This window comes from Caballeronia sp. Sq4a (assembly GCF_023170545.1).
Classification (GTDB): Bacteria; Pseudomonadota; Gammaproteobacteria; order Burkholderiales; family Burkholderiaceae; genus Caballeronia.
The window spans coordinates 1,274,055-1,292,758 of the sequence record NZ_CP084250.1 but is presented as its reverse complement, the minus strand read 5'-3'; the positions used below and the strand labels follow the sequence as shown (position 1 = coordinate 1,292,758).

At 64.9% G+C, this 18,704-nt stretch carries 19 protein-coding genes; 3 read left to right on the top strand and 16 right to left on the bottom strand.

Annotation, left to right across the window (positions count from 1 at the left end):
- The first annotated feature begins 201 nt into the window (after positions 1–201).
- Positions 202–1,134 carry a LysR substrate-binding domain-containing protein gene (locus LDZ24_RS06125; RefSeq protein ID WP_175940178.1) on the top strand — a complete coding sequence of 311 codons (933 nt, stop codon included), beginning with the start codon at positions 202–204 and terminating at the stop codon, positions 1,132–1,134.
- A 261-nt stretch (positions 1,135–1,395) separates the two neighbouring features.
- Here LDZ24_RS06125 and LDZ24_RS06120 read toward each other — a convergent pair whose 3' ends face one another.
- Complete coding sequence (locus LDZ24_RS06120) at positions 1,396–2,766, bottom strand: 8-oxoguanine deaminase (protein ID WP_248322130.1); 1,371 nt, start codon at positions 2,764–2,766, stop codon at positions 1,396–1,398.
- Between the two features lie 465 nt (positions 2,767–3,231).
- Here LDZ24_RS06120 and uraH point away from each other — a divergent pair, with 465 nt between their 5' ends.
- A complete protein-coding gene (uraH, locus tag LDZ24_RS06115; RefSeq protein WP_248322129.1) occupies positions 3,232–3,585 on the top strand; it encodes a hydroxyisourate hydrolase in 354 nt (117 codons plus the stop codon).
- Positions 3,586–3,675: 90 nt separating this feature from the next.
- The gene (locus LDZ24_RS06110; protein ID WP_175940174.1) at positions 3,676–4,869 is read left to right on the top strand and encodes a urate hydroxylase PuuD; all 1,194 of its coding nucleotides are present in this window, start codon (positions 3,676–3,678) and stop codon (positions 4,867–4,869) included.
- A 55-nt stretch (positions 4,870–4,924) separates the two neighbouring features.
- Here the strand turns inward: LDZ24_RS06110 and ltaE are convergent, their stop codons facing one another.
- From ltaE to LDZ24_RS06035, 15 genes are all read right to left on the bottom strand, one after another.
- The gene (gene ltaE, locus LDZ24_RS06105; RefSeq protein ID WP_248322128.1) at positions 4,925–5,944 is read right to left on the bottom strand and encodes a low-specificity L-threonine aldolase; all 1,020 of its coding nucleotides are present in this window, start codon (positions 5,942–5,944) and stop codon (positions 4,925–4,927) included.
- Between the two features lie 127 nt (positions 5,945–6,071).
- A complete protein-coding gene (locus LDZ24_RS06100) occupies positions 6,072–6,572 on the bottom strand; it encodes an ureidoglycolate lyase (protein ID WP_248322284.1) in 501 nt (166 codons plus the stop codon).
- Positions 6,572–7,582, bottom strand: coding sequence for an allantoicase (gene alc, locus LDZ24_RS06095; RefSeq protein ID WP_175940172.1), 1,011 nt, complete (start codon positions 7,580–7,582; stop codon positions 6,572–6,574). The genes LDZ24_RS06100 and alc overlap by 1 nt, the downstream gene beginning before the upstream one ends.
- Before the next feature lie 32 nt (positions 7,583–7,614).
- Positions 7,615–8,136: a 2-oxo-4-hydroxy-4-carboxy-5-ureidoimidazoline decarboxylase gene (uraD, locus tag LDZ24_RS06090; RefSeq protein WP_248322127.1), complete on the bottom strand. Its 522-nt coding sequence runs from the start codon at positions 8,134–8,136 to the stop codon at positions 7,615–7,617.
- Entirely contained in the window at positions 8,133–9,089 is a 957-nt protein-coding gene (gene puuE, locus LDZ24_RS06085) for an allantoinase PuuE (RefSeq protein WP_206468054.1), read from the bottom strand. Before puuE ends, uraD begins: the two co-directional genes overlap by 4 nt.
- A 134-nt stretch (positions 9,090–9,223) precedes the next feature.
- On the bottom strand, positions 9,224–9,958 hold the full coding sequence (locus tag LDZ24_RS06080) for an aspartate/glutamate racemase family protein (protein WP_248322126.1): 735 nt from the start codon (positions 9,956–9,958) through the stop codon (positions 9,224–9,226).
- A 69-nt stretch (positions 9,959–10,027) separates the two neighbouring features.
- The gene (locus LDZ24_RS06075; protein WP_248322125.1) at positions 10,028–11,530 is read right to left on the bottom strand and encodes an NCS1 family nucleobase:cation symporter-1; all 1,503 of its coding nucleotides are present in this window, start codon (positions 11,528–11,530) and stop codon (positions 10,028–10,030) included.
- A gap of 329 nt (positions 11,531–11,859) precedes the next feature.
- Positions 11,860–12,615, bottom strand: coding sequence for a GntR family transcriptional regulator (locus tag LDZ24_RS06070; protein ID WP_248322124.1), 756 nt, complete (start codon positions 12,613–12,615; stop codon positions 11,860–11,862).
- Between the two features lie 297 nt (positions 12,616–12,912).
- Complete coding sequence (gene ldcA, locus LDZ24_RS06065; protein ID WP_248322283.1) at positions 12,913–13,836, bottom strand: muramoyltetrapeptide carboxypeptidase; 924 nt, start codon at positions 13,834–13,836, stop codon at positions 12,913–12,915.
- The gene (tadA, locus tag LDZ24_RS06060; protein ID WP_248322123.1) at positions 13,830–14,411 is read right to left on the bottom strand and encodes a tRNA adenosine(34) deaminase TadA; all 582 of its coding nucleotides are present in this window, start codon (positions 14,409–14,411) and stop codon (positions 13,830–13,832) included. The genes ldcA and tadA overlap by 7 nt, the downstream gene beginning before the upstream one ends.
- Complete coding sequence (locus tag LDZ24_RS06055; RefSeq protein WP_159836014.1) at positions 14,408–14,806, bottom strand: DnaJ family domain-containing protein; 399 nt, start codon at positions 14,804–14,806, stop codon at positions 14,408–14,410. The genes tadA and LDZ24_RS06055 overlap by 4 nt, the downstream gene beginning before the upstream one ends.
- A 248-nt stretch (positions 14,807–15,054) precedes the next feature.
- A complete protein-coding gene (locus LDZ24_RS06050) occupies positions 15,055–15,804 on the bottom strand; it encodes an ABC transporter ATP-binding protein (protein WP_248322122.1) in 750 nt (249 codons plus the stop codon).
- Positions 15,801–16,670: an ABC transporter ATP-binding protein gene (locus tag LDZ24_RS06045; protein WP_248322121.1), complete on the bottom strand. Its 870-nt coding sequence runs from the start codon at positions 16,668–16,670 to the stop codon at positions 15,801–15,803. The genes LDZ24_RS06050 and LDZ24_RS06045 overlap by 4 nt, the downstream gene beginning before the upstream one ends.
- A 1-nt stretch (position 16,671) precedes the next feature.
- Entirely contained in the window at positions 16,672–17,610 is a 939-nt protein-coding gene (gene nikC / locus LDZ24_RS06040) for a nickel transporter permease (RefSeq protein ID WP_248322120.1), read from the bottom strand.
- A 19-nt stretch (positions 17,611–17,629) separates the two neighbouring features.
- Positions 17,630–18,700, bottom strand: a complete 1,071-nt coding sequence (locus LDZ24_RS06035) for an ABC transporter permease (protein WP_248322119.1) — start codon at positions 18,698–18,700, stop codon at positions 17,630–17,632.
- Positions 18,701–18,704: the final 4 nt, after the last annotated feature.

Sequence of the window (18,704 nt, the reverse complement as noted above, 5' to 3'; positions counted from 1 at the left end):
GACACCGGTTGTCGCACGAACTCATATCGCGGGCAGAATTTACAGAATTCGAGACGCTAAGTCGATAACTCAAAATTAGCGCAACTCCCCGCCGAGCCAGTATTTGCGGGTTAGCCACACCTTGACGCAAAGTCTATGTCATATTAAAAATGATATGTTGTACCCCACCGTCGATCAGCCAGAACATATAGTGGAGATAACATGAGTCAGCAACGCGAGGCGATCGATACGTACTTATTGCGCGTCTTGCATACCTTGCTGATGGAACGCAGCGTCACCCGCGCGGCCGTCAAGCTCAATCAGTCGCAACCCGCCATCAGCGCCGCGCTGCGCCGCCTGCGCGACATCACCGGCGACCCGCTGCTCGTGCGCGGCAAATCCGGCATGGTGCCGACCGAATACGGCCTGCGCCTGCTCGAACCGACGCAGAACGCGCTGCGCGAGATCGAGCGGATCAAGGTCCAGCAGCACAACTTCGACCCTTCGACGTCCGTGCGGTGCTATCGCATCGGCTGTCCCGACTATCTGAACGTGCTCTTCGTGCCGACGGTCGTCGAGCGTTTCCGGCAGGCCGCGCCGAACGCGACGCTCGAGTTCCATTCGCTCGGCCCCGCGTTCGATTACGAACTGGCGCTCGAAGACGGCAAGCTCGATATCGTCGTCGGCAACTGGCCGGAACCGCCCGAGCAACTGCATCTGTCGAATCTCTTCGTCGACAAGATCGTGTGTCTCGTCAGCAACACGCATCCGTTCGCGAAGCGCGGCGGGCTCACGCTCGATCAGTATCTCAACGCGCCGCACCTCGCGCCGACGCCCTATTCCGTCGGTCAGCGCGGAGCAATCGACGTGCATCTGGCGCGCGAACGCCTGAAGCGCCATGTCGTCGTGACGCTGCCGTACTTCAATCTTGCGCCTTACGTGCTGATCAAGTCGGACCTCGTGTTCACGACCACGCGCCTCTTCGCCGCCCATTACGCGAAGTTCCTGCCGCTCGCGGTGGTGCCCGCGCCGCTCGACTTCCCGCCCATGCAGTATTACCAGCTTTGGCATGAGCGGTGTCACTACTCCGACGAAGTTCGCTGGCTGCGCAGTCTCGTCGCCGAGGCGACGCGCTCGCTGATCGACCAGCCTTGACCTGATCGCAGGCGCATTCGCCCTCAGTGCGCCGCGTTCGCCAGTTCGGGCGGCAGTGTGTTGCGCCGGTCGACCGCCGCGCGCAAATTTACCGTCGTCAGGCGCCATTCGCCAGTTCGCGCGCCAGCAGGTTGTGCCGCTCGAAGACCGCGCGCAGAACCACAGTCGTCAGGCACCCTCTTTCACGACCGCTTTTCGGTCGATGACACTCGTCACGACCCGCGAAGGCGCGCGCCTCGCCTTGAGGCGCGGATCGCGCCTTCACTGCGCCGCATTCGCCAGTTCGCCCGCCAGCGCGTTATGCCGCTCCACGACCGCGCGCAGATCCACCGTCATCAAGCGCCCTTCCTTCACGACCACTTTCCCGTCGATGACGCTCGTCGCGACCTGCGACGGCGCGCAGAACACGAGCGCCGCGACGGGATCGTGCAGCGCGCCCGCGAACGCCGGCTGCGACAGATCGAATGAGACGAAATCCGCCGCCATGCCGGGCGCGAGCGCGCCGATGTCGTCGCGGTTCAGTACCTTCGCCCCGCCGAGCGTCGCGATTTCGAGCGCTTCGCGCGCGGTCATCGCGTCCGGTCCGAAGCCGACGCGCTGGAGCAAAAGCGCCTGCCGCACTTCGGCGACCATTTGCGCGCCATCGTTCGATGCCGAGCCGTCCACGCCGAGCCCGACCGCCACGCCCGCGTCGCGCATCGCGCGGATCGGCGCGATGCCGGACGCGAGCCGCATGTTCGAGCACGGACAGTGCGCCACGCCCGTTCCCGTGCGCGCGAAAAGCTCGATACCCGGCTTGTCGAGCTGGACACAATGCGCATGCCACACGTCGTGGCCGACCCAGCCCAGGTCTTCGGCATATTCGGCCGGCGTCATGCCGAACTTTTCGCGGCTGTACGCGACATCGTTCACGTTTTCGGCCAGATGCGTGTGCAGCGACACGCCATACCGACGCGCGAGCGCCGCGGAATCGCGCATCAACTCGCGGCTCACCGAAAACGGCGAGCACGGCGCGACGACCACGCGCAGCATCGCGTAACGGCCTTCGTCGTGATACGTCTCGATGAGGCGCTGCGAGTCCTTCAGGATCGCGTCTTCCTTCTCGACGACCGAATCCGGCGGCAGCCCGCCGTCTTTCTGGCCGACGCTCATGCTGCCGCGCGCCGCGTGAAAGCGCATGCCGATCTCGCGCGCCGCCGCGATGCTGTCGTCGAGCCGGCTGCCGTTCGGATAGATATACAGGTGATCGCTCGATGTCGTGCAGCCGGAGAGCAGCAGTTCGGCCATCGCGGTCGTCGTGGAGACGGAGATCATCTCGGGCGTCAGATGCGCCCAGATCTTGTAGAGGTTCGTGAGCCAGCCGAAAAGCTCGGCGTTCTGCGCGGCCGGAACCGCCCGCGTCAGGCTCTGATACATATGGTGGTGCGTGTTGACGAGACCGGGAATGACGAGATGCCCGCGCATGTCGAGCACGTCGTCGGCGGTCTGCGGAAGCTCACTCGTCGGGCCGACCGCGACGATGCGGTTCCCTTCGATATACAGGCCGCCATCGGCGATTTCGCGGCGCTCTGCGTCCATCGTGACCAGCATGTGGGCGTTCTTGACGAGCAGGCTGCGGGGTGTCGCATTCATCGAATGTTCTCCGTAAACGGGTTGCATCAGGGTAAGAGGACCAGTGAAAGCCCCGGTTACCCAGCGTGGAACGCCGTCTTCGGGACGCGGCTCGATTGCGCGCGGTGTCACTGTCGGCAGCCAAAAACATGGCGGCAATCACGCAGGCGTCATAGTCGAGTTCAGCCCGGCGATATATTTGCGAATTTTGGCGCAGGTAGCATCGCAGCAAAAGCCGTGCAGGTTGTCCGCGCGCCGTGGCTTTGCGCGAGCGGCGGCGCTCATGCGCCCGGCATTATCTTTCCTATCGCGGACGCACAGCGCGTCTCGAATTTCTACAATGCTGTACACGGCGCGCATCTGAAACGCCGACGGGTATGTAGCCACTGACGTGGAGCCTCGATCCGCCGCCGCCGCACGGTTCCCCAAGTGCGGATTTCGGATCGATGCGCGAGCCGGACATCGCACAACACAAGGAACATGCGAATGGGCAAGCTCACCACCCACGTCCTCGACACCGCGCACGGCCGCCCCGGCGCGAATATTCAAGTCGAGCTCTTCGCGCTATCCGGCGACACCCGGCGCGCAATCAAGACCACCCTGACCAACGACGACGGCCGCTGCGACTCGCCGCTGCTCGAAGGCGCGGAACTCGAAACCGGCGAATACGAACTCGTCTTTCACGCGGGCGAATATTTCGCCGCGCTTGGCGTGAAAGTGCCCGAGCCGCGCTTCGTCGATCGCGTCGTGCTGCGCTTCGGCATCGCGGACGCCGCCGCGCACTATCACGTGCCGCTTTTGGTCTCGCCGTGGGCGTACAGCACGTATCGCGGCAGCTAACCCGCGGCAGCTAACACGCGCCAGACATAGCGATCACAGCACGCCGCGCATCGACGGCGTGCGCATAACGAATCGGTAGTGGAGGAGTTCATGGAAGGCTTTATCACCGACTGGCTGAACCTGGTCTTGCGCTGTCTGCACGTCATCGTGGCGATCGCGTGGATCGGCGAGTCGTTCTATTTCGTCGCGCTCGACAACAGCCTGAAACCGCCGCAGGACCCGAACGCGCGCCGGCGCGGCGTGTTCGGCGACTTCTGGCACGTGCACGGCGGCGGCTTCTATCACATGCAGAAGTATTCGGTCGCGCCGCAGGACATGCCGGAAAATCTGCACTGGTCGTTCTGGCCGTCCTATACCACGTGGATGTCCGGCTTCGGCCTCTTCTTCGTGCTGTATCTGCTCTCCCCGAGCACCTATCTGATCGACAAGAACGTGCTCGACATGGGACCGGTCGTTGCGGTGTCGGCGGCGCTCGGCTTTCTGATGGCCGGCTGGATCGTCTACGATTCGCTCTGCCGCCTGCTCGGTCACAACGACAAGCTGCTCGGCATCTGCGTCGGCATCTACGTACTGATCGCGGCGTTCGTCGCGTGTCACGTATTCTCGGGCCGCGCGGCGTATCTGATCACCGGCGCGATGATCGCGACGATCATGTCCGCGAACGTGTTCTTCGTCATCATTCCGGGACAGCGCAAGATGGTCGCGGCGATGCTCAAGGGCGAAACGCCGAACGCCATCTACGGCAAGCGCGGCAAGCAACGTTCCGTACATAACACGTACTTCACGCTGCCGGTCGTCTTCGCGATGCTGTCCAACCACTACGCGATGACCTACACGCACAAGTACAACTGGGTGATCCTCGTGCTCATCATGCTGGCGGGCGCGCTGATCCGGCAGTTCTTCGTGATGCGTCACCGTGGGCAGGTGCTGTGGTACATGCCGGTCGCGGGTCTCGTGCTGGTGCTCGGCGCATTCGCGTGGACGATGCCCGCGCCGACGGTGCCGGTCGCGCAAGCCGCAGGCGCGCCGACGATCAAGGTCGCCGATATCCAGCCGATCATCCAGCAGCGTTGCGCGGCGTGCCACTCCGCGCATCCGACGATGATGGGCAGCGCGCCCGCAGGCGTTCTGCTCGACACGCCCGCGGAGATTCGCCAGAACGCGCAGCGCGTGCATCAGCAGGCGGTGACGCTAAAAGCGATGCCGCTTGGCAACGTCACGCAAATGACGGATGCCGAGCGTCAGAAGATCGCTGCATGGTTTGACGGAGGCGCGGTGCAGTAAGCATCGCTGCCGATGCGAGACGGGCCGATTCGGTTAGCGCCGATCGGCCCGTTTCTCATTGCGCGGCGAAGTAGGCTTTGACCGCGTCGATGACTGTGTCGATATCTTCGCGCGACACATCACGATGCGTCACGAACCGCGATGCGTAGAGCATCTGCGTGAGAATGCCGCGTTCCTTGAGCCAAGCTTCGAGCGGCGCGCAATGCTTCTCGGGAATTTGCGCGAACACCATGTTGGTGGCTTGCGACTGAATCACGATTCCGTCGATGCCGGCAAGCCCCGCTGCGAGCCGCGCCGCGTTCTCATGATCCTTCGCGAGCCCGTCGACATGATGATCGAGCGCATGAAGGCACGCCGCCGCGAGCACGCCCGCCTGCCGCATGCCGCCGCCGAGCACCTTGCGCCAGCGGTGCGCAACATCCACGAGCGCCTTGCTGCCGACCAGCACCGACCCGACCGGCGCGCCGAGCCCTTTCGAAAAGCAGATGGAAACCGTATCGAACGGCGCGCACAGCTCGCTCACCGGCCGGTCCGACGCCACCACCGCGTTGAAGATGCGCGCGCCGTCCAGATGCGTCGAGAGGCCGCGATCGCGTGCCAGCTTCGTCGCCTGCGCCACGTAGTCGGCCGGCAGCACTTTCCCGCCGATGGTGTTCTCCAGCGCGAGCAGGCGCGAACGCGCGAAGTGGTCATCGATAGGCTTGATCGCCGCCGCGATCTTTTCGAGCGGCAACGAGCCGTCGGGCGCGTTCTCGATAGGCTGCGGCTGAATGCTGCCGAGCACCGCCGCCCCGCCGCCCTCGTATTTGTACGTATGCGCCGCCTGCCCGACGATGTACTCGTCGCCGCGCGCGCAGTGCGCCATCAGCGCGGCGAGGTTGCTTTGCGTGCCGCTCGGAAAGAACAGGCCCGCTTCTTTGCCGGTGCGCTCCGCGAGCGTTGACTGGAGCTTGAGCACCGTGGGATCGTCGCCCCAGACGTCGTCGCCCACTTCGGCGGCTGACATGGCGGCGAGCATCGCTTGGCTCGGGCGGGTGACGGTATCGCTGCGTAGGTCGATCTGGCGTGCTGGCATCGTGAGTCGCTTGGTCGGGGATGAGCGGCATAGTGTAGCGCGCAACAAAAAAGACCGGCCATGCTGCGCCGGTCTTTCCGTGACTGCCAGGGGCAATACGCGCAATACGCGCAATACGCGCGACGACTCAGCGCAGCGCCTCTTGTGTCAGCCACAACGACTCTCTCAGGTCCTGCTCGTTCAGATTCAAGCCTTCCCCGCCGCGATCGACGACGATGAAATCGCTGACCTTATCCAGCGCAATGAGCGGATGATGCCAGACGCCTTTCGCGTAATTCACGCCCTGCCAGCCGCGCGTGACGAACGCGCGAATCTGCGACTCGTCGAGTTCTCCCGCCGGCGCCACGACCACGAGATACGGCCGCTCGTCGAGCGGAATGAACGCCTGCGAGCCCAGCGGATGACGCTCCATCATCTTCACTTCGAACGGCAGCACGCGCGGCTGTCCGCGAAAGAGATTCACGAGCGTTCGGCCGCCCTCGTCGGTCACGTCGACCTTGCAGAGATCGTGAAAGCGGATCGTCGTGCCGAGGTTGATCGGGATCTGCTTCGCGCCGTCGAGCTCGATCACATCGCCGAAAGGCTCGAACGCCGCGCGCGTCAACGGTTCGATCGCGAGCGTCTTCATCATGCAAGCGTTCCGAAAAGACGCAGGCGCGACACGCCGCCGTCCGGGTAGATGTTGAAGCGCACGTGCGTGACCGGGCCGAGCGCCGCGAGTTCGGACTCGAAGAAATGCTGCTTGTCCATCTGCAGCTTCTGTTCCGACAACAGCACCGGCCAGAACATGGCCTGCGTGACGAGCGAGCTGTCCGTGCCGCCCTTCACATACGCCGCCTGCAGCGAGCAGCGGTCGGGGAAATTGCCCTTGAAGTGCGCGGTATCCACTTCGACTTTCTTGATGATGCCCGGCTGCGCGAGCGCGACGATACACCAGTCGTTGCCCGGCTCCCGGCGGCGGCGCGTTTCCCAGCCGTCACCCATGTTGACGCCGCGGCCCGGCATCAGCAGCGTGGACGCGAGACCGAAGTGCTGGTTGTTCGTGCCGACCATGTACGCGCCGTTTTCCATCGCGGCGAGATCGAACAGTTCGTTGCGATCCGCGTTGCGCCAGTCGAGCTGCGGCTGACCGTACACCCGCAACCGCGCGATGCCGCCGTCCGGATAGATGTTCACGCGCAAGTGCGTGAACGGCTCGGCCGATGCGACGTCGAGATAATGATGGCTGTTGCCCTGCAGCGTCGTGGACGGCACGATTTCCGTCCATTGCGTGGACTGGCTCGGCGCGCCATCCGCGACATGCGCGCCTTCGATCGACGCCGCCGGCGGGAAGTTGCCCGTGAAGTGGCTCGTATCCAGATCGATGCCCTTGATCACGCCCGGCCGCGCCAGCTTGACGATGCACCAGTCGTAGCCGGTCGTGCGCTTGCGGCGCGTTTCCCAGCCGTCCATCCACTTGCCGTGCTCGTCGTACTTGCCGGGGATGAACACGGCCGGCTCGGGGTTCAGCATGCGTTCCTTCGGCGCGAAGAAATCGTCGCTCGCCTCGAGTGCCTGCGCGCCCAGACGCGGGTCCGCGAGATTCACATAGCGGCGCGTGAAGTCGGGCGCGTTGGGATCGAGTGTCGGAATTGCCATTGTCTTCGTCCTATTGTCGTTGCAAGGGAGGATCAGGCGCAGATCAGGTCGTCGAGCCTGAAGCGCGCGATCCGGTAGATCTGGTCGAGACTCGTGCGAAGCTCTTGGGCGCGGTCGTGATTCACGCGCGCCTCGAAGTTCGCGATGATGCCGTGACGGTCATAGCCGCGCACCGCGAGAATGAACGGAAAGCCGAACTTCTCGCGATACGCCGTGTTGAGCGACTGGAGCTTGTCGAATTCTTCCTGCGTGCAGAGGTTCAGCCCCGCGCCGCTCTGCTCACGCGTCGATTCGGCCGTCAGTTCGCCGCGCACCGCTGCCTTGCCCGCGAGTTCCGGGTGCGCGTTGATGAGCGCGAGTTGCTTCTCTTCGCCCGCCGTCTCCACCGCTTGCGACATGGTCGCGTGCAATTCGTCGATGCTCGAAAACGGGCGCTTCTCAGCCGCGATCTCCGCGACCCACGGCGAATGCTCGAAGATGCCGGCGAGCACGGTCACGAACGCGTCTTCGGGCATGGTGTTGAGTTGGTCGAGTGTGGTTTGCATCGCCTTCATGCCGCCGTCCCGTTGTCTGCCTGCGTTTGATCGTAAGGGTGATGTTCGCGCCAGTGCCGCGCGATATCCACGCGCCGCGTCACCCAGACGCGGTCGTGCTTTTCAATGTGATCGAGAAACTTCTGCAGCCCGCGAAAGCGCCCCGGCCGGCCGAGCAGCCGGCAGTGCATGCCGATGGACAGCATCTTCGGCGCTTCGTCGCCTTCTTCGTACAGCACGTCGAAGGCATCGCGCAGGTACGTGAAGAAGTGGTCGCCCGTATTGAAGCCTTGCGGCGTGGCGAAACGCATGTCGTTGGTGTCGAGCGTGTACGGCACGATGAGTTGCGGCGTGCTCTTGCCGTTGCCGAGCTCGACGTCCATCCAGAACGGCAGGTCGTCGCCGTAGTAGTCCGAGTCGTACAGGAAGCCGCCGTATTCCGCCACCAGCCGATGCGTGTTCGGACTGTCGCGGCCCGTGTACCAGCCGAGCGGCCGCACGCCCGTCACGCGTTCGATGGCTTCCATGCCGAGACGCATGTGCTCCGCTTCGCGCTCCGGCGACATGTCCTGATAGTGAATCCAGCGATATCCGTGGCACGCAATCTCATGCCCCAGCTCCACGAACGCCCGCGAAAGCTCGGGATGCCGCTCCATCGCCATGCCGACGCCGAACACGGTCAGCGGCAGGCCGCGCTTCTCGAATTCGCGCAAGATGCGCCAGACGCCTGCGCGGGAGCCGTATTCGTAGATGGACTCCATGCTCATGTGACGCGCCGGATACGACGCCGCGCCCACGATCTCGGACAAGAACTGCTCGGAGCCGGGATCGCCGTGCAGCACGCAGTTTTCGCCGCCTTCTTCGTAATTGAGCACGAATTGCACGGCGACGCGCGCACGCCCCGGCCAGTTCGCCTGCACGGGATGGCGGCCGTAGCCGATCAGGTCGCGTGGATAGTTCGGATCTAGAGACATGGCTGGGTCAGGAAACGGGGCGTTGGGAAGCGGAATGTCGACGATTCAGTGTAGCGAAAACGCCCGGATGCGCCCATACAGCAGCGCAGATATTGCGGGTCACGTCACCGGTATGTGTCGATCGCTTCGGGCGTTCAGCGCGGGCCGAAATCGGCCAGCACGCCGTCGTAGCGTTTCGGGAGCGGCCGCGCGAAGTCGCCGCGCTTCGCCGTATGCAGCCTGAGCGCGATGAGCGCCTCGGCCCATTTGACGGCCGCCGTCACGCCTTCGACGACCGGCGCGCCGATAGCGTCCTCCACTTCGCGGCAGAATTCCGCCATGCCCGCGCAGCCGAGCACGATGGCGTCCGAGCCGTCTTCGTCTAGCGCGCGCCAGCATTCGTCGATGATCGTCTGCCGCGCGGCCGAGCCCGGCTCGTCGAGTTCGAGCACCGCGACGTCCGTCGCACGCACGTTCTTGCAGAAGCGCGTCATGCCGTAGCGCTCGGCGAGATGCCATGCCATGCCGCACGTGCGCCGCAGCGTCGTCACGACCGAGAAGCCCGGCGCGATGACGCTCGCCGCGTGCATGGCCGCTTCCGCGATGCCGATGACCGGCCCGCGCGCCAGTTCGCGCGCCGCATACAGCGCCGGGTCGCCGAAACACGCGATCACGTAGCCGTCGAAGCCCTGCCGCTCGCCCGCCTCCACTTCGGCGAGCAGCCCGAGCGAGGCAATGGCTTCGTCGTAGTAACCTTCGATGGAAGGCGGGCCCATCGTCGGGCTGACCGCGATGATTTCCGTGCCCGGCGCGGCGACCTCGCGCGCGCAGCGGGCCATCGATTCCGTCATGCGCTGCGTGGTGTTCGGGTTGATCAGTTTGATGCGCATTGCTGTCTCCTGCTTATTGCGTCTTTCCGTCCGCCGCAACGTGTCGCGGCGGCTCGGGTTGCCTTCACTTCAAGCCGCGTGCTTGCGATCCGCCAGCATCCAGTAGAACAACGCGCCGAGCCCCGCGCCGATGAACCACGAGAAGTTCGAGGCGCCTTCGAGCGAAGGCAGCATCACACACAGAATCGCGATGACTGCGGCGGGCAAGAGCGCCATCACTGCGCGGCGATTCACCCCCTTCGTGTACCAGTACTTGCCGGTGTCGGACGTCGTGTAGAGGTCGTTCACCGCGAGCTTGCCGCGCTTGAGCAAATAAAAGTCGAGGATCAGCACGCCGTACAACGGTCCGATGAAGCTGCCGAGAATGTCCAGCGTGTAGTGGATCACGGCGGGGTTGTTGAACAGGTTCCACGGCGTGATGAAGATCGACGCGGTCGCGGCCATCATCCCGCCCATGCGCCAGCTGATGAGACGCGGCGCGACGTTGGAGAAGTCGAACGCCGGCGACACGAAGTTCGCCACGATATTGATGCCGATGGTCGCGATGGTGAACGTCAGCGCGCCGAGAATGACGGCCGTCGGATGATCGATGCGCCCGACCGTTTCGACCGGATCGGTAATCAGTTGTCCGAACACCGGCAACGTGGCCGCGGTCGTGATGACCGTCACGAGCGAGAACGCGAGGAAGTTGACCGGCAGCCCCCAGAAGTTGCCGCGCTTCACGCTGCGAAAGCTTTTGCAATAGCGCGAGAAGTCGCCGAAGTTCAGCATCGGCCCGGAGAAATAAGAGACGACGAGCGAGATCGCGGTAATCATCACCGGCACGACTTCCATGCCGTGATACTTCACGCCGCCGAGATTCAGCCCGATGTTGTGGATGCCCGCGCGCCACACCATGTATCCGGCGAGCCCGAACATCACGACATACACGGCAGGTCCCGCGAAGTCGATGAACTTCTTGATCATCTCCATGCCGCGCCAGAACACGACGGCCTGCAACACCCACAGCAGCATGAAGCCGGCCCAGCCGAGCGCCGACAGCCCGACGAAGCCGTAGCGATGCACGTCCGCATAAGGCATCAGCGAAGGCACGAACTTCAGCACGACGATCACGAGCGCGCTCGAAGCCAGATACGTCTGGATGCCATACCACGCCACCGCGATCAGTCCGCGAATCACAGCGGGAATGTTCGCGCCGAGCACGCCGAACGTCGCGCGGCACGCGACCGGATACGGCACGCCCGCGACCTGACTGGGCTTTGCGATGAGATTGCACAGCAGATTCACGAGCCCGATGCCGATCAGAAGCGACACGAGCACCTGCCAGCTCGTCAGCCCGAGCGCGAAGAGACTGCCCGCGAACACATAGCCGCCGACGCTATGCACGTCCGACATCCAGAACGCGAAGATGTTGTACGCGCCCCACGTCTGATTCCTGAGCGGCGCAAGATCTTCGTTGTACAGACGATCGCTGTAGCCGGCCGGCAAGCCGGTATCGTGCTCGGAAGATTCGTACGGGGTTTCATACGGCGGCAGTGCTGAACTGCCGGGCGTTGCACTGAACTGAGCCATGACCTCTCCTTGGATGGGCGGCTTGCGTCATGAAAAAGCGGCAATTGCTTGGGATCAAGCGTCGTCGGATACCTTCGCGAACGGGCTCGCCGCCACGCTCGCGCGGTACTCTTCGGATTTGCTCCATCGCCTGCGGCGTAGTGCCGAGAGCGAGCGGGCTTCGGCCCATCTCGCTCGCCGTCAGGCGCTTTTCATTGCACGCTCATCGATGAGCGTCTCGTTCAGTGCGGCGCATGCTGCGAACGGGGTCGCGCGCGCGTCTCGCCACGCGTCCGCTGCAATCAGCGCGGACGCGGTCTCCAGTCATGTGTGTTCGTGCTACGGCTTGGCTACGCGCCGAACGCCTTCTCGCGTTCGCCCGGCCTTGCAAATACTTCCTTCAGATCGACCGCGCCACGGGCGGGCCGCTCCAGCATCTTCAATTCGACATCGCGCAGATGTTGCGCCATCAGTTCCCCGGCTTTTGCGGCGTCGCCGGCATCGAGCGCGGCGAGGATCGCTTCGTGATCTTCGAACGAGCACGAGCTCTTGCCGAGCGATTCATACAGCGCCGAGATCAGCGTCGAGCGCGCGACGAGTCCGGACAGACAATCGCACAGCACGGCGTTGCCGGTGAGCGCGGCCAGTTCGGTGTGGAACTCGCCCGACAGCCGAATCCACGCGGAGAAATCGCGGTTCTCGAAGGCTCGCCTTTCGCGCCCGATGGTCGCGCCGATCGACTTCAGCCGCCGCGTGCCGTGCCCTTTGCAGATGCGCTCGACGACAGCCAGCTCGACGATGCGTCGCATCTCGAACACGTCGTGCACTTCCTGCAGCGACGGACTGGCGACGAACGCGCCGCGATTCGGTTCGAGATCGACGAGCCGCTCGCCTGCCAGTTGCGACAGCGCCTGGCGCACCGGGCCGCGTTTCACGTCGAACACTTCGCACAACTGCGCTTCGGTCAGCTTCGCGCCGGGAGCAAGCCGGTGTTCGAGGATCGCGGCGCGGATGTTCTCGGCGATCGACTCGGGGCTCGCTGCGACGGCTCCGTTCAGAGAACCGGCGGAAGCGTTCGATGCAGCACTCGTTTTACGGTCGGACATGATGTGCTCGCTTGCATGATGACCATCTTAGAATCGACATAAAGATTGTCAACAATTCAAATTAAAAATCTTGGTGGAGGACGGCGTCGCGCGAGATGATGTCTGCCTGCACGCCAATACCGGCAAGCATTTCAGGCGATTACGCCACTTTTTGTCGGCATTGCCTGCCGTATTTTGTCGACAATCCGGTGTGCTCGAATGGTGCATCGCGATTCACGGTGACGCATGAGGAGGACCGTTAGTTGCGTCAACATCCGAATAAAAAGGCACTCGCAACAAGTGCCCTCACCCGCGAACTCAAGCCAGATGCGGATAGTCCGACAGCGCCAGCGTGAAACCCCGCTCGTTCGCGACGAGGTGTGCAGTCGCACCAAAAGGCAGCGTGAGCAGATTATCGACGTGCCCGAACTGCAAGCCGGTCACGAACGGCACGCCGGTCGCCGCCCTCATCTGCTCGATCACCGCGTCGAGCGAGAAGCCGTTGTCGTAGTCGGACAGGCGCCCGCCTGAGAACTCGCCCATGATCACCGCTTGCTGCCGTCCAAGCACGCCCGCCTGATGCAGCTGATAGATCATCCGCTCGATGCGGAACGGATGCTCGTTCACGTCTTCGATGAAAAGAATCCCGCCATCCACAGGCGGCAGATACGGCGTGCCGACGAGCGCGGCGAGTATCGCGAGGTTGCCGCCCCACAGCATGCCGGTCACATCCACTGACTGGCGCTGCGGCGTGTGGCTCGTCACGGTGAAGCTCGGCTGCGAGATCGCCTGCCAGAAGTGGTGCATGGTGAACGCGCTCAGGTGCTCCGCGCCGAAGTTCCCGGCGAACATCGGGCCGCCGAAGCTCTTCACCGCCGAACGCGCGTACAAGGCGCACTGAATCGCCGTGAAATCGCTATGGCCGACGAGTGCCACGGGTTCGTCGGCCAGGCGCCGCAGGCCGTCGTAATCGAGGCCGTGCAGGATGCGCGATGCGCCATACCCGCCGCGCACGGCCAGCACGATATCGGGCAGCGGCCGCGACGGATCGGCGAGACGGTTCAGATCGGCGGCGCGTTCGCTGTCGGTGCCGCCGAATCGCTGGAAGCGCCGGCGCGTCGCATCGAGATTTTCGAGCCGATGACCCTGCGCCCGCAAACGCCCGATGCCCCGCTCGACGGCGGCGGGATCGTGCGGATAGCCGGAAGGCGCGATAAGGTCGATGGTGCGTGATTTCACGATGTTTGGTTCGTGTTGGTGATGGAATCGGCTGTTAGGCGCGCGGCCCGCTCTTCCCGCGCGAGAAGCCGGCGCTCGGCGAAAAAGTTCTTGAGCGCGTGTCCGCATTCGTCGGCGAGCACGCCGCCCGTCACGGCCGTGTGATGATTCAGCCGCTCGTTCGCGAACATATCGACGACGCTGCCGCACGCGCCGGTCTTCGGGTCGGCCGCGCCGTACACGACCCGGGCGATGCGCGCGTGCATGATCGCGCCCGCGCACATCAGGCACGGCTCCAGCGTCACATACAGCTCGCAGCCCGGCAGCCGATAGTTCCGCAGCGTCTGCGCGGCGGCCCGCAGCGCGACCATTTCCGCGTGCGCGGACGGATCGTGCCCGCGAATCGGATGATTGAAACCCGTGGCGATGACTTCATCGCCCAGCACGACGACCGCGCCCACCGGCACTTCGCCCGCGCGGCGCGCTTCGTCGGCGGCGCGTTGCGCGAGCGCCATGAAGCGGCGATCGCGGTCGCTGGCGGGAGCGGGATCTTCTGGTGTGTCGGGAGAAGCGCCGGGCGGCGGTTCGGTGAGCGTCAAGGCTGCTCCGGCTCCGTGTCGCCACGCGCCGCGACGCGCTCGGAGAGCCGCTCCGCGATGCGCCGACGATATTCGTGCGGCACGCAGCCGCCGCCGCGCAGCGATTCGAGCGCCATGTCGAGCGCGAGCATCTTCACCTGAATGCGGCAGCGGGCGGCAGGATCGGTCACCTTGTCGAGTTCGTCCTGCAGGCCGCGCAGCGCGCGAAGCTGCTCGACGGCGGGCGGAACGAAACCCGCGTTCTTGAGAATACGGTTGGCGACGCGCACTTCCTCGGGAACGAGAAGATCGTCGTCCAACTGAAGCGGCGCGCCTGCGCCCGGCAAGTTGTTCAACTCGCCGCGAGACACGGCTTCGTTGATCCGCTGTTCTACCAGAGCATCTAGCAATTTCATCGGGGATTACGACCGGCTTTCGAATGACGCCGAAGCGGTCTGTCACGATTTGCGGGGTTAGCGTGAAGTCGGAGCCCGCCGGAAAAACGCGCGCGCGTGGTTCGGCTCGCTTCGACAATTCATCTCGTATTCTATCAGCGGCGGCCCTGATTGCTTCGCGCGGCGCACGGCCGTTCGCGCGCGCCGGCCGTATAGAGCAGATATGCGGGTTTCCGCGACATCGCTTGCCGCGCGTCGGCCGTCTGTGCTTACGAGCGCACGGGCTCGCGCGTGTAGCCTTGCGTCGCGAGGAGAAGACGCCGCGTGTACTCGTGCTCGACGTCGTGCGCCCTCACCGCCTCCACGCCGAGTTGCTCGACGACTTCGCCGTTGCGCATGACGGCCACGCGCTGACAGAGGAAGCCGACGACCGCAAGATTGTGGCTCACGAGGATCATCGTGAGCTTGCGCTCGCGATGCAGACGCCGCAGCAGGTTCAGAATTTCGGCCTGCACGGAGACATCGAGCGCGGACGTCGGCTCGTCGAGCAGAAGCACGCGCGGCTCGACGATCAGCGCGCGCGCAATGGACACGCGTTGCCGCTGCCCGCCCGACAACTGATGCGGATAGCGAAAGCGGAACGCGGCCCCGAGGCCGACTTCGGCGAGCGCATCCAGAATGCGCGCGTCCTGATTGCCGATGCCGTTGATCGCGAGCGGCTCGCGCAATGTCCGGTCGACGGTGAAGCGCGGATGCAGCGAACCGTACGGGTCCTGAAACACCATCTGCACGTCGCGCTGCGGCCGATGCGCGATGGCCTGCCCGTCGATGCGCATGGCGCCTTCTGCAAGCGGCACGAGGCCCGCGAGCGCCCGCAGCAGCGTCGACTTGCCGCTGCCCGATTCGCCGACGAGACCGAATACTTCGCCATCCTCAACGCGCAACGACACGTCGCGCACGGCATCGACATGGCCGGTTTTCGTCTTGAAGCGAATGTGCGCGTGGTCGATCTCGATCATCGCGCGGCTTCCTCGATCGTTTCCGCGAGCCACGACGGATCGCGGCGCAGCGTCGGCAATTCGTCGGGCGGGTTCGTCAACGGCGGGCTGGCCGCGAGCAGTCCGCGCGTGTACGGATGCCGCGCGTTGGCGAGTTCACGCGCCGCGCACGTCTCCACGACGCGCCCGCCGTACATCACCGCGACGCGATCGCAGAACGACATGACGAGCGGCAAGTCGTGGCTGATGAACACGAGCCCCGTGCGATGACGCTCGATCATCTCGTCGAGCACGGCGAGCACCTGCATCGACACGAGCACGTCGAGCGCGCTCGTCGGTTCATCGGCGATCAGAAGGCGCGGACCAGCGCTCACCATCATCGCGATCATCACGCGCTGGCCCATGCCGCCGGACAACTCGTGCGGATACGCATCCGCCACGCGCTCCGGATCGCGGATGTGCACGGCCGCGAGCGCCTCCACGATGCGCGCACGCATCGCGCGCCGGCTCAAGCCGCCGTCCTGACGCGCGATGGTTTCGCGCATCTGCTGGGCGACCGTCATCACCGGATTGAGCGAGTACTTCGGGTCTTGCAGGATCATGCTCATCTGCGTGCCGCAGAGGCGCCGGCGCGCGTTCGGCTTCATCGCGAGCAGGTCGTGGCCATCGAAGCGCAAAGCCTTCGCAGACCATCGCGCTTCGGGCGGCAAGAGGCCGAGCAGCGCGCGGCCGGTCAGCGACTTCCCCGAGCCCGATTCCCCGACGATGCCGAGCCGCTCGCCGCGCCGTACCGTGAGCGAGACGCCGCGCACCGCGGGCATCGCGACGCCGTCGTGGCCGGCGAAGGCGACTTCGAGACCGTCGATTTCAGCGAGCGCATCTTCCATGTCAGCCTCCATGACGCGGATCGAAGACATCGCGCAGACCGTCGCCGAGCAGATTGAACGCGAGGCTCACCGCGAGTATCGCGAGGCCGGGAATGGTCGCGACCCACCAGGCGTCGAGCAGCACGTTACGGCCCGACGCCACCATGTAGCCCCATTCCGGGCTCGGCGGCTGCGCGCCCAGCCCGAGAAAGCCGAGCCCCGCGACGGCGAGAATGATGCCGGCCATATCGAGCGTCGCGCGCACGATCACCGACGACGAGCACAGCGGCACGATATAGCGCAGCAGGATGCGCGTATGCGATGCGCCCGCCAGCCGCGCCGCGTGGATGAAATCCGCCTGCGCGAGCCGCAGCGATTCGGCCCGCGCAAGCCGCGCATAAGGCGGCCACGCGGTGATGGAAATGGCGATTACCGCGTTCAGCACGCCCGGCCCCAGCGCCGCCGCGAACGCGAGCGCCAGCACGATCTTCGGGAACGCGAGCGCGACATCGGTCACGCGCATGAGCGCCGTGTCGACGAAGCCGCCGCAATAGCCCGCCAGCGTGCCGATCAGGAGTCCGACCGGCACGACGAGCACGACGACGAGCATCGCGATGGATAGCGTGAGACGCGAGCCGTGCACCAGTCTCGACAGGATGTCGCGGCCGAGTTGATCGGTGCCGAACCAGTGCGCCGCGCCCGGCGGCATCAGACGATCGGCGAGCACCTGCCGCAGCGGGTCCTGCGTGACCAGAAGCGGCCCGACAGCCGCCGCCACGACGAGCACGATGAGAATGACGAGGCCCAGCATGCTGAGCGGATTGCCCGAAAACCGCCGCCAGCGCCGGTACGCGCGCCCGAGCGCGGCCTGTCGCGGGGACGCGGGCGTGTCGGTCAGGAGCCACGCGCGCCACGAAGTCGGCGCGGGTTTCATCGGCGTGCGCTTGGCGGGCGAATGCATGCGGCAAAGGTCTCCGTTGTCAGCGAGCGCGCGGATCGAACACGCGGTAGAGCGCATCGGTCAGCAGATTGAGCGCGATGAACGTCGCGCCGATCACGAGCGTGCTGCCGAGCACCGCGTTCATGTCGGCGTTCAGCAGCGCGCCCGTCAGATACGAGCCGATGCCCGGCCACGCGAACACGATCTCGGTCAGCACCGAGCCTTCCAGCAGATAGCTGTACGCGAGCGCGATGACCGTGAGCAAGGGCACCGCGATATTGCCGAACGCATGACGCCAGATCACGCGGCGCTCGGGCAGACCCTTCGCGCGCGCCGTGGTCACGTATTCCTGGCTCAGTTGTTCGAGCATGAACGAGCGCGTCATGCGCGACAGATACGCGATCGAATAAAACGCGAGCACGCCCGCCGGCAGCGCGATATGCGAGAACGCGTTGGCGAACACGTCCCACTCGCGGGCGATGAGCGCATCGATCAGCAGACTGCCGGTGCGCGTATCGACCATGCCGTCGTACAGCGGATCGATGCGGCCCGGTCCCGACACCCAATGCAGCCGCGCGTAGAACAGCAGCAGTCCCATCAGCGCGAGCCAGAACACCGGCACCGAACTGCCCGCGAGGCCGATCACACGCGCGACGTGATCGACGATGCGGTTGTGGCGCACCGCCGCGATCACGCCGAGCGGCACGCCGATCATCACGCCGATGAACGTCGAGAGCGTCGCCAGTTCGAGCGTCGCGGGAAAGACGCGCCGGATATCGTCGATGACCGGATTCGCCGTCAGCAGCGACACGCCGAGATTGCCGTGCAGCACGTCGCGCGCGTAGATCAGGAATTGATCGACGAGCGGCTTGTCGAGCCCGAGCTGCGCGCGCGCCGCGGCATACGCGCTCGCCGATGCGCGGTCGCCGAGAATCGCGAGCACGGGGTCGATCGGGATCTTGCGCCCGATGAAGAACGTGATCGCGAGCAAGCCGGTGAACGTGACGGCGAGCATCGCGATCCAGCGCAGCAGCGCCAGCGCGATCCGCGCGCCGCCGCGATTCGCGTTCACGGCGCGCAGGCGGTCGAGCACGGTCGGATGCGGCGTCATCGCG